Origin of the sequence: Nonomuraea gerenzanensis, from assembly GCF_020215645.1 — a bacterium.
Classification (GTDB): domain Bacteria; phylum Actinomycetota; class Actinomycetes; order Streptosporangiales; family Streptosporangiaceae; genus Nonomuraea; species Nonomuraea gerenzanensis.
Genome location: NZ_CP084058.1, coordinates 4495683 through 4508985 on the forward strand (window position 1 = coordinate 4495683; position 13303 = coordinate 4508985).

At 72.0% G+C, this 13303-nt stretch carries 13 protein-coding genes; 5 read left to right on the plus strand and 8 right to left on the minus strand.

Going from position 1 to position 13303, the window contains the following annotated elements; all coding sequences use genetic code 11:
* The first annotated feature begins 14 nt into the window (after positions 1–14).
* Genes LCN96_RS21275 through LCN96_RS21290 form a run of 4 tightly spaced genes read left to right on the plus strand, consistent with a single transcriptional unit; the run spans position 15 to position 4074 of the window.
* Positions 15–503 (plus strand): (2Fe-2S)-binding protein, encoded by a 489-nt coding sequence (locus LCN96_RS21275; protein ID WP_225274614.1) that lies wholly within the window; start codon positions 15–17, stop codon positions 501–503.
* Positions 500–1471, plus strand: a complete 972-nt coding sequence (locus LCN96_RS21280; protein ID WP_225274615.1) for an FAD binding domain-containing protein — start codon at positions 500–502, stop codon at positions 1469–1471. The genes LCN96_RS21275 and LCN96_RS21280 overlap by 4 nt, the downstream gene beginning before the upstream one ends.
* A complete protein-coding gene (locus LCN96_RS21285) occupies positions 1468–3498 on the plus strand; it encodes a xanthine dehydrogenase family protein molybdopterin-binding subunit (RefSeq protein ID WP_225274616.1) in 2031 nt (676 codons plus the stop codon). The genes LCN96_RS21280 and LCN96_RS21285 overlap by 4 nt, the downstream gene beginning before the upstream one ends.
* A 51-nt stretch (positions 3499–3549) precedes the next feature.
* On the plus strand, positions 3550–4074 hold the full coding sequence (locus LCN96_RS21290) for a DUF6328 family protein (protein WP_225274617.1): 525 nt from the start codon (positions 3550–3552) through the stop codon (positions 4072–4074).
* Here the strand turns inward: LCN96_RS21290 and LCN96_RS21295 are convergent.
* The 7 genes from LCN96_RS21295 to LCN96_RS21325 form a co-directional block, all read right to left on the minus strand.
* A complete protein-coding gene (locus LCN96_RS21295) occupies positions 4017–4340 on the minus strand; it encodes a cation:proton antiporter (RefSeq protein ID WP_225274618.1) in 324 nt (107 codons plus the stop codon). The genes LCN96_RS21290 and LCN96_RS21295 overlap by 58 nt on opposite strands.
* Complete coding sequence (locus LCN96_RS21300; protein WP_225274619.1) at positions 4337–4597, minus strand: monovalent cation/H+ antiporter complex subunit F; 261 nt, start codon at positions 4595–4597, stop codon at positions 4337–4339. Before LCN96_RS21300 ends, LCN96_RS21295 begins: the two co-directional genes overlap by 4 nt.
* Positions 4594–5127 (minus strand): Na+/H+ antiporter subunit E, encoded by a 534-nt coding sequence (locus tag LCN96_RS21305; protein WP_225274620.1) that lies wholly within the window; start codon positions 5125–5127, stop codon positions 4594–4596. The genes LCN96_RS21300 and LCN96_RS21305 overlap by 4 nt, the downstream gene beginning before the upstream one ends.
* Before the next feature lie 54 nt (positions 5128–5181).
* Positions 5182–6747 carry a Na+/H+ antiporter subunit D gene (locus LCN96_RS21310; protein ID WP_225274621.1) on the minus strand — a complete coding sequence of 522 codons (1566 nt, stop codon included), beginning with the start codon at positions 6745–6747 and terminating at the stop codon, positions 5182–5184.
* Positions 6748–6893: 146 nt separating this feature from the next.
* Positions 6894–7709, minus strand: a complete 816-nt coding sequence (locus LCN96_RS21315) for a Na(+)/H(+) antiporter subunit C (protein ID WP_225274622.1) — start codon at positions 7707–7709, stop codon at positions 6894–6896.
* A complete protein-coding gene (locus LCN96_RS21320) occupies positions 7706–10480 on the minus strand; it encodes a Na+/H+ antiporter subunit A (protein WP_225274623.1) in 2775 nt (924 codons plus the stop codon). Before LCN96_RS21320 ends, LCN96_RS21315 begins: the two co-directional genes overlap by 4 nt.
* 163 nt (positions 10481–10643) lie before the next feature.
* Complete coding sequence (locus tag LCN96_RS21325) at positions 10644–12014, minus strand: alpha/beta hydrolase (protein WP_225274624.1); 1371 nt, start codon at positions 12012–12014, stop codon at positions 10644–10646.
* Positions 12015–12215: 201 nt separating this feature from the next.
* On the opposite strand from LCN96_RS21325, the gene LCN96_RS21330 reads away from it, so the two are divergent.
* Positions 12216–12584 (plus strand): hypothetical protein, encoded by a 369-nt coding sequence (locus LCN96_RS21330; RefSeq protein WP_225274625.1) that lies wholly within the window; start codon positions 12216–12218, stop codon positions 12582–12584.
* A gap of 286 nt (positions 12585–12870) precedes the next feature.
* On the opposite strand, the gene LCN96_RS21335 is transcribed toward LCN96_RS21330, so the two are convergent.
* Positions 12871–13290, minus strand: a complete 420-nt coding sequence (locus LCN96_RS21335) for an SRPBCC family protein (RefSeq protein ID WP_225274626.1) — start codon at positions 13288–13290, stop codon at positions 12871–12873.
* Between the last annotated feature and the right edge of the window lie 13 nt (positions 13291–13303).

Here is a 13303-nt window from a genome sequence, read left to right on the forward strand (position 1 = left end):
GGTAGTCGTGCGAAATGACTATCACCCTGCAGGTGAACGGCGTGCCGCGCACGGTGGACGTGGACCCGCGGATGTCGCTGCTGGACCTGCTTCGCGAGAGACTCGGGCTCATCGGCGCCAAGAAGGGCTGCGACCACGGCCAGTGCGGTGCCTGCACGGTCCTCATCGACGGGCGGCGGGCCAACGCCTGCCTGGCGCTGGCGGTCGCGGTGGACGGCCGCGAGATCACCACCGTCGAAGGGCTGGCCACGGGCGAGGAGCTGCACCCGCTGCAGAGCGCGTTCATGGAGCACGACGCCTTCCAGTGCGGCTACTGCACCCCCGGGCAGCTCTGCTCGGCCGCCGGCATGCTCGGCGAGCCGGGCCCCAGCGCCGTCACCGACGACCTCCTCGTCGATCCGGACCTGACACCCGAGGAGATCAGCGAGCGGATGAGCGGCAACCTGTGCCGCTGCGGCGCCTACGTCAACATCGTCCGCGCGATCGAAGAGGTGGCTCCGTGAGGCCCTTCGAGTACGCCCGCGCCGCCAGCACCGCCGAGGCCGTGCGCGACTTCGGGCCCGGCACCATGTACCTGGGCGGCGGCACCAACCTGGTGGACCTCATGCGGCTGGGCGTGGCCGAGCCGGAGCGCCTGGTGGACGTCAGCCGCCTGCCGCTCGACACCATCGAGCCCGCCGGTGACCGCGTCCGCGTCGGCGCCACCGTGCGCAACACCGACCTGGCCGCCGACCCGCTGATCCGCAGCCGCTACCCGATGCTCGCGCGCGCGGTGCTGACCGGCGCGTCCGGCCAGGTGCGCAACGTCGCCACCGTCGCCGGCAACCTGCTGCAACGCACCCGCTGCACCTACTTCCAGGACGTCACCAGGCCGTGCAACAAGCGCCGGCCCGGCTCCGGCTGCCCGGCCATCGCCGGCGACCACGCCGGCCTGGCCATCCTCGGCTCCTCCGACGCCTGCGTGGCCACCCACCCCTCCGACATGGCGGTGGCCCTGGCCGCGCTGGACGCCCAGGTGCACGTCACCGGCCCCGGCGGCGACCGCATCGTGCCCATGCCTGGCCTGCACCGCCTGCCCGGCGAGGAGCCCGAGCGCGACACCGTGCTGAGCCCCGGCGACCTGATCACCGCCGTCGAGCTGCCGCCACCGCCGCCGGGCGCCTCGCTCTACCGCAAGGTACGCGAGCGGGCCTCGTTCGCCTTCGCCCTGGTGTCCATCGCCGCCGTGCTCGACGTCGGCCGGGACGGCACCGTGGCCGGCTGCCGCATCGCGCTCGGCGGGGTCGCGCACGTGCCCTGGCGGGCCGAGCGCGCCGAGCAGGCCCTGATCGGCGGCCCGGCGACCGGCGAGGCGTTCCTCCAGGCCGCCGAGGCCGAGCTGGAGCAGGCCCGCCCGCTGCCGCGCAACGCCTACAAGGTGCCGCTGGCCCGCAACCTGATCGTCGCCACGCTGGAGGAGCTCGCACCGTGAACCGCACAGAAGGCCGCGTCAAGGTCACCGGGCTGGCGACGTACGCGGCCGAGTACCCGGTCGAGAACGTCGCCTACGCCTTCGCCGTGCAGGCGCAGATCGCCAAGGGCCGGGTCAGGCGGGTGGACGCCGCTCCCGCGCTGGAGCTGCCGGGCGTGCTGGCCGTGCTGTCCTGCGAGGCCGCGCCCCGCCTGGCGGAGGACGCCGATCCGGAGCTGGCGTTGTTCCAGAGCCGCGAGGTGGCCTACCGCGGCCAGATCGTCGCCGCCGTCGTGGCCGACAGCCACGAGATCGCCCGCGACGCCGCCGCTCACGTGCGCGTGGAGTACGACGCCGACGACCACGACGTGCGGCTGAGCAGCGACCACCCCGGCCTCTACCAGCCCGAGGTGGTCAACCCGAACTTCCCGTCCGACACTGAGAAGGGCGACGTGGAGGCGGGGCTGTCGGCCGCCGCGACCACCGTGGACGTCACCTACGAGACGCCCGTCCTGCACAACAACCCGATGGAGCCGCACGCGGCGCTGGCCTGCTGGGACACCGAGGGCCGGCTGCTGGTCTACGACACCGCGCAGGGCACCAGCGGCAGCCGCGCCCTCATCGCCGGGACGCTGGGCCTGCCGGAGGAGCAGGTGCGCGTGGTGTCCAGGCACGTCGGCGGCGGGTTCGGGTCCAAGGGCACGACCAGGCCGCAGGCGATCCTGGCCGCGCTGGCCTCCCGCATGGTGGGCCGCCCGGTCAAGATCGCGCTGACCCGGCAGCAGATGTTCGACGTCACCGGCTACCGCACGCCGACGATCCAGCGGCTGCGGCTCGGGGCGGACGCCGAGGGCCGGCTCACGGCGGTGGAGCACCTGGCGTACGAGCAGAGCTCCACGCTGGTCGAGTTCGCCGAGCAGACCACGGTCCCGACCCGGGTCATGTACGGCACGCCCGCGCTGCGCACCGGGCACCGGCTGGTCCGGCTGGACGTGGCCACCCCGTCGTGGATGCGCGCCCCGGGGGAGTGCCCCGGCATGTACGCGCTGGAGTCGGCGATGGACGAGCTGGCCTGCGCGGCCGGCCTGGACCCGGTCGAGCTGCGCATCCGCAACGACCCGGAGACCGAGCCGGACAGCGGCCTGCCGTTCAGCTCCCGCAACCTGGTGGGCTGCCTGCGCGAGGGCGCCCACCGGTTCGGCTGGGAGCACCGCGACCCGCGTCCCGGCATCAGGCGCGAGGGGGAGTGGCTGATCGGCACCGGCGTGGCGTCCTCGACGTACCCGGCCAGGAGGTCGCCGTGCAAGGCCGTGGCCACGATGCGCGACGGCGACGTGCTGATCCAGGTGGCCGCCGCCGACATCGGCACCGGCGCCCGCACGGTGCTCAGGAAGATCGCGGCCGGCACGCTCGGCATGGACCCGGAGCGGGTGCACGTGGAGCTGGGCGACAGCGACCTGCCCCAGGCGCCGGTGGCCGGCGGCTCCATGGGCACCGCCTCCTGGGGCACGGCCGTCGTACGGGCCTGCGAGGACCTGCGGCGGGACGGCAAGGAGGGCCGCGCCGACACCACCGACGAGGTCAAGGCGGACGCCGAGCTGGCCAGGCACGCCTTCGGCGCCCAGTTCGCCGAGGTCCGGGTGAGCGCGGTGACCGGCGAGATCCGTGTGTCGCGGCTGCTCGGCGTGTTCGCCGCCGGGCACATCGTGGACGCCACGCTGGCACGCTCGCAGTTCCTCGGCGGCATGACGATGGGCATGGGCATGGCGCTGATGGAGGAGACGGTCACCGACGAGGAGTTCGGCGGCTTCCTGCACCGGGACCTGGCGCAGTACCACGTCCCGGCCTGCGCCGACGCCCAGCACGTGGAGGCGTACTGGCTGGAGGAGCAGGACGGCGAGCTCAACCCGATGGGCAGCAAGGGCATCGGCGAGATCGGCATCGTGGGCACGGCGGCGGCCATCGGCAACGCCGTCCACCACGCCACGGGGCACCGCTTCCGCGAGCTGCCCATCACCCCGGCGAAGATCCTCATGGCCAGGTTTTAGCCGCGCTTTGCATGGAAGAAGAACTCTCTCGTTCCAATGGCGGGAGGCGGCGTGAAAAGCGAGATGGCGCAGCAGCGCAACGAGTCGGAGCAGGAGCGTGCGGATCGCAACTTCGTCGAGTTGCTGCAGGGCGCGCGTGTCGCGGTCACCGGGGTGCAGGTGCTGTTCGCGTTCCTGCTCACGGTGCCCTTCTCCTCCGGGTTCTCCCGGCTGGACCAGACGGACCGGTGGTTGTACTACGCGGCGCTGGTCAGCGCCGCCGTCGCCTCCATCTGCTACATCGCGCCGACGGCGCAGCACCGCGTGCTGTTCAGGCAGGGGCGCAAGGAGACGCTGGTACGCCGCTCCAACCTGTACGGCATCCTCGGCGCCCTGGCCCTGGCCGTGTCGATGACCACGTCCACGATGTTCGTCATCGACTACCTGTTCCAGGCGACGCTGGCCTGGATCACCGCGGGCGCGCTGGCGGCGCTGGCCATGTGGACCTGGTTCGGCCAGCCGGCCTTCACCCGTAACGGTCAGTCGTCGGAGCGGTCCTCCGGCGACGGGAACTCGGTGTCGTCGTCGGAGGACTGACGCGTGTAGGCCGCCCGCGCCACCATGTAGGCGGCCACCGACACGGTGATCACCTGCGAGATCCCGACCAGCAGCAGCGGCCCCGCGTACGCCCAGGCGGGCCGGTGCAGCCACATCGCCAGCAGCACCAGCAGCACGCCGAGCACCTGCGGTTTGGTACCGGCGTGCATGCGGTCCAGGGTGGTGCGGAAGCGCATCAGCCCCACCCCGGCCGACAGGGCCAGCGCCGAGCCGACCAGCAGGCAGGCGGCGACCGCCACGTTCATCGCGATCTCCCCGAGAAGAACCGGGCCAGCGACACCGACCCGACGAACCCCAGCAGCGACAGCACCAGCAGGATCGGCAGGTCCGAGTAGTCGTCCCTGGCCACGGCGAACGCCCCGGCCCCGCACATCGACAACGACGTGAACACATCCAGCGAGACCGCCCGGTCCAGCATCGAGGGCCCGCGCGCCAGCCGGTAGAGCGAGGCCGCCGCCCCCAGCCACAGCAGCGCGACCGTCACCAGATACACCGTCGTCATCCCAGCTCCTCCCGGTCCCGCCGGGTGCCGAACGCGCGCACGATGCGCGACTCCAGCTCCGCCACGTCCGCTCGCACGGTGCCGGTCACGTCGCCGGTCAGCCCCAGGACGTGCACGACCAGCTCCTGGCGGTACGCCTCCACGACCAGCGAGCCGGGCACCGTGGACAGCGCGATCATCAGCAGCACCGTCATCGACTCGGACGACGTGCGCAGCCGCACCCGCACGATCCGCGTCGGCGGCGGCCCGGGCAGCGCCACCCAGAGCACCACCCGCGCCGTCGAGAGCACCATGTTCCAGGCGATCCACAGCAACAGCCGGGCCAGCGCCACCGGGTGCACCCTGATGCCCGGGTCCAGGATGGGCAGCGGCAGCAGCCACGTCACGACGAGCCCGGTCAGCAGCCCGCCGAGCACGTTGCCCACCGTCAGGTCGCCCCACAACGTCACCCACACCAGCGCCAGCCAGGCCACCAGCGGCAACGGCACCCGCCGCCCCAGCACCCACGGCGCCAGCAGCTCCCGGTTCACGGCCGCCTCCTCGCGCCCGGCTGTCTCACGGTTGTCTCCTCGCGCCCGGCCGTCTCACGGCTGCCTCCCCAGAACGGCGGTGATGTACGGCTCGCGCGCCATCAGCTCGGCGGCGGCCCGCTGCGCCAGCGCCGACAGCGGCCCGGCCAGCACCGTGAACGACAGCCCCAGCGCGACCAGCGCCGCCACCGACAGCGGCAGCGCCACCGGCAGCGTCGTGGTCGTCACGGTCGGATCCTCACCGGTGTGCTCCTCGCTCTCCACGACCTGCCCCACCCGATCGGGCCGCGGCGCCCGCCAGAACGCCTTCCCCCAGGTCTTGGCCACCGCGTACAACGTGAGCAGGCTCGTCACCAGCCCCGCCGCCACCAGCGTCACCGGCAACCACCCGCCGCGCCCCAGCCCCGCCTGCACCAGCATCAGCTTGCCCAGGAAGCCCGACATCGGCGGGATCCCCGACAGGTTCATGGCCGGGACGAAGAACAGCACGGCGATCAGCGGCGACGCCTTCATCAGCCCGCCCAGCCGCGTCACCGACGTCGTGCCGGTACGCCGCTCCACCATCCCCGTCACCAGGAACAGGCTCGTCTGCACGGTGATGTGGTGCACCACGTAGAACACCGCCCCCGCCAGCCCCGCCACCGTGGACAGCGCCACGCCGAACACCATGTACCCGATGTGGCTGACCAGCGTGAAGGAGAGCATGCGTTTCAGGTCCGTCTGCGCGACCGCGCCCAGCACCCCGGCCAGCATGGTGGCCAGCGCCACCCACATCAGCAGCGTGGACACCGGCCCCCCGGGGAACAGCAGCGCCTCCAGCCGGATGATCGAGTACACGCCGACCTTGGTGAGCAGCCCCGCGAACACCGCCGTGGCCGGGGCGGGCGCGGTGGGGTAGGAGTCGGGCAGCCACGCCGACATGGGGAAGATCGCCGCCTTGATGCCGAACGCCAGCAGCAGCGTCAGCTCCACCAGCAGCTTCACCTGGTCCGGCAGCGTGGCGAAGCGCTCGGCCAGCTGCGCCATCGACAGCGTGCCCGTGGCGGCGTAGGTGATGGCCAGCGCGATCAGGAACAACATCGACGAGGCCAGCGCCATCAGCGTGTACGTGGCTCCCGCCCTGATCCTGGCCTCCGTGCCGCCGAACGTGAGCAGCACGTACGAGCCGCTCAGCAGCAGCTCGAACGCCACGAACAGGTTGAACAGGTCCCCCGACAGGAACGCGTCCGCCACCCCGGCCACCATCACCAGGAACGCCGGATGGAAGATCGCCATGGGCGCGTCGTGCTCCTGCTCGTCGTACGCGCTGACGACGGAGTACACCATCACGCAGAACGTCACCGCCGACGACACGACCAGCACCAGCGTCGAGAGCCGGTCCGCCACCAGGCAGATGCCGATCGGCGACGGCCAGCCGCCCAGCTCGGTCACCAGCGGCCCGCCCGAGTCGGCCGCGACCATCAGCACCACCGACACGGCCAGCGAGAGACCGAGCGTGACCAGGCTGATCACCGACTGCAGGCGCCGCAGCCGCCCGCCGATGGCCAGCTTCACCCCGGCGGCCAGCAGCGGCAGCAGCACGGGCACGCAGACGAGGCTCTCCAGCATCGGGCGGGTCATGCGGGCCTCTCCCGCCTCGGGCCCGTCATACGGGCCTCTCCCGCCTCGGGGCTCGTCATGCGAGTCTCTCCCGCCTCGGGGCTCGTCATGCGGGTCTCTCCGGCGTCGGGCCCGTCATGCGGGGCTGCCCATGGGCGTCGGGCCGGTCATGCGTCGTCGCCCTCCAGCTCCGGGTCCTGCGCGAGGGCCTGCCGCTCCCGCTCCTCCCTGATGGCCGTGCGCATCTGCTTGCGCGCCTCCCGCTGCCGGGCCTTGAGCTTCCTGCGCAGCTCCTTCTCCCTGGCCGCCTGCCGCGCCCGCCCCAGCTCGTGCTCCTCGCGCAGCTGCTCGATCCGCTCCAGGTTCGACATGGCGCCGGGGTCCTCCCGCAGCCCCGCCTCCTCCAGGCGTTCCTGCAGCGTCTCCTCCGACAGGCCCTCGTAACGCAGCTCGCGCATCCACTGGCTCAGCTCGTCGTGCACGCGCGAGATGCGCCGCTCCAGGTCCGCCTCCTCCAGCCGCTCCCGCTCGGCCTGCTCGGCCTCCAGCCTGGCCAGCTCGGCCCGCTGCTCGATGACCAGCCGCCGGTAGGCGTCACGCCGGGCCCGTACGGCGTCGCCCAGCTCGCCGCGCCGCGAGCGCAGCCGCACCCGGCGGTCCTCGGTGTCGTCCTGGACCTCGTCGCTGCCCGTGAGCTGCCACGAGCGGTGCACCAGCGCCAGCAGGAACGCGGTCACCCCCAGGGTGATCACGATCGCGGTGAGCACCATCGCCTGCGGCAGCGGGTCGGCCGCGCCGGGGCCGTCCACGAAGGGCGGGCCGCCGCTGTCGCCGCCGGCGGTGACGATCAGCAGGTTCACCCCGTTGCCCAGCATGATGACGCCGCACAACACGCGTACCAGGCTCCGTTCGAGCAGCAGCGTCACCCCGCAGGCGATCAGCACGCAGCAGGCGGCGAACGGCAGCACCGGGACACTGTTCACGCGGTGCTCCCCTGCCTGCCGTCGTCCGCGTCGATCTGGCGGTCCAGCTCGGCGCCCAGCGCCCGCAGCACGTCCTGCACCATGCCGATCACCGACACGTACACGCCCAGATCGAACAGCAGCCCCGTGGACAGGTGCACGTGCCCCACCAGCGGCACGCTCACGTCCGTGGCCAGCATGTCCAGCGCCGCCCGTCCGAACAACAGCCCGGCCAGCGCCGTGCCCGCCGACAGCGTCAGCCCCACGCCCATCAGCACGCCCGCGTGCACCGGCACGGCCGTGGCCAGCTCGTTCCTGCCGCCTGCCAGGAACCGCACCGTGATCGCCAGCCCGGCCACGATGCCGCCCGCGAACCCACCCCCGACCCCGCTGTGCCCGATGAACAGCAGGAACACCGACAACGCCAGCACCGTGTGGAACGTCAGCCGCGCCGCCACCTCGAACGCCAGCGCCCGCTGCCCCTTCGGCAGCGTGGCCGCCAGCCAGTGCGTGCGCTCCTCCGGCCGCTGCCCGCTGCGGTCCCGCTCGATGGCGTACGACCTGCGCCGCAGGAACACCAGGCTGGTCACGCCCAGCGTCAGCACGATGAGCACGGCGCTCTCGCCCAGCGTGTCCCAGGCGCGGATGTCGAGGATGATGGCGCTGACCATGTTGCGGGCGCCCGCCTCCAGCGTCGCCCCGCGCATGAGCGCGCCGACCGGCTCGGTGCCGCGCGCCGCCATCGCCAGCATGCCCGCTCCCGCGGCCACCACCCCCACCGCCAGCCCCAGCCCCAGCCGGAACGGGAACGCCAGCCGCCCCTTCTCCGGCTGGATCGGCAGCCGCCGCAGCACCAGCGCGAACACGACCAGGCTCAGCGTCTCGGCCAGGAACTGGGTCAACGCCAGGTCGGGGGAGCCGTGCACCAGGAACAGCAGCGCCGTGCCGTACCCGGTCAGGCCGACCACCAGGGCGAGGAGCACGTACGCGCGGGAGAACAGCGCCAGGATCGCCGCGGCCGCGAGCAGCACGACGATCGCCGGCTGCTCGGGCCGCTGCCAGGCGACGACCGGCACGTCCAGGTGAGGCTCGCCCCCGTAGACGATGGAGAACAGCCCCACTCCGACCGTCGCGAGGAGTGTCAGCATGAGGTAATCGGGCACGGAGCCGCGCTGGATGAAACCGGTCGCCTGGATGGCGAACCGGTCCAGGCGCCGGACCAGCGTCCAGAAGACCTGGCCGGAGTCCACCAGGTGCAGCGCCACCCCCGCCCGCGCCACCGGCTCCCTGGCCAGGAACAGCAGCACCCCGGCCGCCAGTGCCGCCGCCGACAGCAGCAGCGGGAACGACAGGCCGCTCCAGACCGCCAGGTGGGAATGGTGGCCCGGGTCGCGAAACGTCCCGGTGTAGGGGGCCATGGCGGCCTCGTACCAGGGGGCCAGCGGCGCCAGCGCCAGGCCCAGGACGGACAGCAGCGCGGCGGGCCCGAACATGGCCGCCGGGACCGGATGCACCGGCCCCGCCTCGCGCTCCCGCTCACCCTTGCGCGCGAAGGCGCCCCAGAGGAACCGCAACGTGTAGGCGGTCGTCAGCGCCGAGCCCGCCACCACCCCCGCCAGCGCCACCGGCGCGTCCAGCAGCGCCTCCAGCGCCGCCTCCTTGCCGGCGAACCCCACCAGCGGCGGCAGCCCCGCCATCGACGCCCCCGCCAGCACCGCCACCCCGCACACCCACGGCATCGCCCGCCACAGCCCGCTCAGCTCCCGCAGGTCCCGGGTGCCCGCCGCGTGGTCGACGATCCCCACCACCAGGAACAGCGCCGCCTTGAACAGCGCGTGCGCCAGCAGCATGCCCACCCCGGCCAGCGCCGCCCCCTCCGTGCCCGAGCCGAACAGCACCACCAGGAACCCGAGCTGCCCGACCGTGCCGTAGGCCAGCAGCCGCTTCAGATCGTTCTCCCGCAGCGCCCGCCAGCCGCCCAGCAGCATCGTCAGCACGCCCAGCGGCACCGCGACCGCCCGCCACAGGGCCAGCTCGCCGAGCGCCGGGCCCAGCCGGGCCAGCAGGTACACTCCGGCCTTCACCATGGCCGCCGCGTGCAGGTACGCCGACACGGGCGTGGGGGCGGCCATCGCGGCGGGCAGCCACGTGCTGAACGGGAAGACGGCCGACTTCGACAGCGCTCCCGCCAGCACCAGCACCACCGTGGCCGGGGCCACGTCCTGGGGGCGGAGCTGCGACAGCTGGTACGTGCCCGCCGCCTGCCCCAGCAGCACGAACCCGGCCAGCATCGCCAGGCCGCCGAACGTGGTGACCGTGAGCGCCTTCATCGCGGCCTGCCGGCTCATGCGGCTCTCGGGGTCGTACCCGATGAGCAGGTAGGAGAAGACGGTGGTCAGCTCCCAGAAGACGTACAGCAGCAGCAGGTCGTCGGCGGTGACCAGGCCCAGCATCGAGCCGGCGAAGGCCACCATCGCGCCGCCGTAGCGGCCGAGCCCGTCGTCGCCCGCGGGCAGGTAGCGGGCGCTGTAGCAGAGCACGAGCACGCCGACGCCGGTGACCAGCGCCATCATGAGGACGGCCAGGGGGTCCACGCGGAAGGACAGCTCCATGCCCAGCGCCCACGGGGTGCTCTCCCGCACGGGCAGCGGGCGCGTCGCCAGCCAGCCGGTGTAGCAGAACGCCGCGGCCGGAGGGACGGCCAGCACGGCGAAGCAGGAGCGGCCCAGGCGGGCGGCGAGCCAGGGAGCGCAGGCAGCCACGACCGCGTGCAGCAGCAGCAGCGACTCCATGGGCTCCTCGGGCGGTCTCCCAGCCGGTGGGAATTTCCGGCTACGTCCGCCCAATCTCTCCCGGTGCCGCCACGCTCACCACGCAGGCGCGGCCGGGGTTGACCCGAACGTCACCAGCCCCACACCTCGGCGAGGTGCGGGGCTGGTGAAAGGCCCTGGGCCGTCAGGCCTCGGGGTGGGGATCGCGGCAGGTGCCCGCCTGCGGGGCCTTGGCCGTGATCAGGTACTGGTCCACCTTGCGGTCCAGGCAGGCCGACCCGCGGCGGTAGCCGGTGTGCCCGTCGGCGTCGTTCGTCAGCAGCACGCCGTGCGCGAGCTGCCCGGCCAGCGACTGCGCCAGCTTGTACGGCGTCGCCGGGTCCCGCGTGGTGCCCACCACCACGATCGGCGGCGAGCCCTTGGCCTGCACCTTCTTCGGGTACCGCGTCCCCTTGACCGGCCAGTGCGGGCACGGGTTCTCGGGGTGGTCGACGCAGTTGATGGCCATGAGGGCCTCGAAGCTGTTGTCGTAGCGGCCGTCGGGGCGGCGCCCGTTGCTCTCGTCGGCCAGCAGCAGCAGCTCCGTGCCGTCGCCGTCGTACGCCTCCGCCAGCGCCTTGCGCAGCCGGGGCCAGCTGCGGGGATCGTACATGGAGTAGTCGACGGCGGCGCTCACGACGGCCTCGGTGACCTGCCTGCCGTCGTACTCGTTGCGCAACGGCGACTTGTCGGCCCGCGTGTACAGCTCGTCGAGCTGCTCCTGCGCGCCTTCGATGGTGTGCTCGCGGAACGGGCAGCCGGCGCGCTCGAAGCAGTCCTTCATGAACGACTCCGTCGCCACCTCGAAGGCGCGGTCCTGGTCGGCCGCGAGGTCCTGGGCGTTCTCCGAGGGGTCCTCGGCGCCGTCGAGCACCATCGCGCGGATCCGCTTCGGGAACAGGTCCGCGTAGACCGAGCCCAGGTAGGTGCCGTAGGAGAAACCGAGGTAGGTCAGCCGGGCCTCACCCAGCGCGGCGCGCATCACGTCCATGTCGCGCGCGGAATCCACCGTGCCCACGTGGGCGAGCAGTTCTGTGCCCGAATTCTTGGCACAATAGTTTGCGAAAACTTTGTCCCAGTTTTCTGCTTTCTTGACCTCGACCTTGGTGTCGGGCGTCGGATCGATCGCGAAATACGCGTCCAGATCCAGCGTGTCGAAACAGCGCACCGGCGCAGAACCGCCGACGCCGCGCGGATCGAAACTGACGACGTCGAACCGCTCCCGGATGTCCGCGGAAACGGCATCCCTGCTCGCCTTGAGCGTATCCACGCCGGACCCGCCGGGGCCGCCGAAATTGAGCACGATCGAGCCGACCTTCTTCCCGGTCGCCGGGAGCCGGACCATGCTGAGCTTGATCTGCTTGCCGCTGGGTCGCGCGTAGTCCAGGGGCACCGACAATTTCCCGCACTCGTACCCGTTGCCGCACGCGGCCCAGGCCAGAGGCTGACCGTAGTAGGAATCGAGCCCGACCGGCGCGGTGGCCGCGGCAGCGCCGGTAAGACCGGTGACCGCCATGGAACCTGCGAGGACAGGCGCAAGGATTTTGCTAAGACGTCGCATAAGAGCACATTCGTTGGCAATACTTGCGCCGTTCTTTATAGACGCTCGGCCGCCCCAGATGCAAATCGGAACAGATCCACTGCGAGAAGCGTTTCACCAGGGGGTAAGCGACGTGGAGAAGTGAACTGCACGTCCAACCAAGGGGAGTCAGAGCCCATGTCGCAGCAGAATCGCCCGGTGCGCGGCGACCATCCGTACGAGCAGCACATCACCTCGCCGGAGGAGCACGAAGAACGCGCCGGCCGCAGCCTCATCACCACCGACCACGACGTCATCCGCCAATGGGCCGAAGAACGCGAGGCCCGCCCCGCGAAGGTGCCTGGTACGGAACACGACGGGAGGGCGGGGGTGCTGCGCTTCGACTTTCCCGGGTACGGCGGGGGTGACCTTGAGGAGATCTCCTGGGACGACTGGTTCAGGACGTTCGATGAGCGGGGGCTGAACTTCATTTACCAGGAGCATCGCAAGGACGGGAACCAGAGCAACTTCTTCCGGCTGGAGAACCCGGACCGCGAAGACGCCTGACTTCCCACCCGTTGCCCGGTTACCGGGTTGGCCGTTGGGAGCCCGCCCCGAGCGGTCCTCGCTGGTCGCTCGGGCGTCCTTCCCAAGCGCACCCACCCGTTGCCCGGTTACCGGGTTGGCCGTTGGGAGCCCGCCCCGAGCGGTCCTCGCCTTCGGCTCGGGCTGTGTTCATCGGGCCCGCGGCTGCGCCGCGAACCCGGGGCGAGAGGGCTTCCAGCCCTCTCGCGCTCTCCCGGACGTGGACCGGGTCATGGAGGATCGGCCCCGGACACCGCCACAGCGCCCCTCAACCAGCGTCGGACACCCGCCGCTGCACCTCATCCGCCAGCTGATCCAACGACCGATCCAGCAGCTCCCGCACCTCCTCGGCCCGGGCCCCGGACTCGGCCTCATCCAGCAGGCTGATGTGCACAGTCACCTCGCTGGTGCCAGCGGCCGAGTCGGACACCTGCAGCCAGCCCGAATAATCGGGATGATCCCGCCCGCCCCACTCCACCCGGAGCTGCTCCTCGGACGCGCGGAACAAGCCTTCGTGTTTCCCGTTCCCCGGCACCAGCGACCCGTCCGCCTCGATCGTGCCGGGCCCGCTGTCATGGACGGACAGGCCCTGCGGCAGCCACCGGTCCATGAGATCCACATCGGACGCCACTCCGAACACCACCGTGCTCTCCGCCGGCATCCCGCGTGTCGCCTCGAACTCCGCCATACCGTCCCCCAAC

Excerpts from the sequence above, each read along its gene's own strand:
- LCN96_RS21275 (WP_225274614.1), top strand. The coding sequence starts at position 15 with ATGACTATCACCCTGCAGGTGAACGGCGTGCCGCGCACGGTGGACGTG.
- LCN96_RS21295 (WP_225274618.1), bottom strand. The coding sequence starts at position 4,340 with ATGAACGTGGCGGTCGCCGCCTGCCTGCTGGTCGGCTCGGCGCTGGCC.
- LCN96_RS21300 (WP_225274619.1), bottom strand. The coding sequence starts at position 4,597 with ATGACGACGGTGTATCTGGTGACGGTCGCGCTGCTGTGGCTGGGGGCG.
- LCN96_RS21310 (WP_225274621.1), bottom strand. The coding sequence starts at position 6,747 with ATGACCCGCCCGATGCTGGAGAGCCTCGTCTGCGTGCCCGTGCTGCTG.
- LCN96_RS21320 (WP_225274623.1), bottom strand. The coding sequence starts at position 10,480 with ATGGAGTCGCTGCTGCTGCTGCACGCGGTCGTGGCTGCCTGCGCTCCC.
- LCN96_RS21325 (WP_225274624.1), bottom strand. The coding sequence starts at position 12,014 with ATGGCGGTCACCGGTCTTACCGGCGCTGCCGCGGCCACCGCGCCGGTC.
- LCN96_RS21330 (WP_225274625.1), top strand. The coding sequence starts at position 12,216 with ATGTCGCAGCAGAATCGCCCGGTGCGCGGCGACCATCCGTACGAGCAG.
- LCN96_RS21335 (WP_225274626.1), bottom strand. The coding sequence starts at position 13,290 with ATGGCGGAGTTCGAGGCGACACGCGGGATGCCGGCGGAGAGCACGGTG.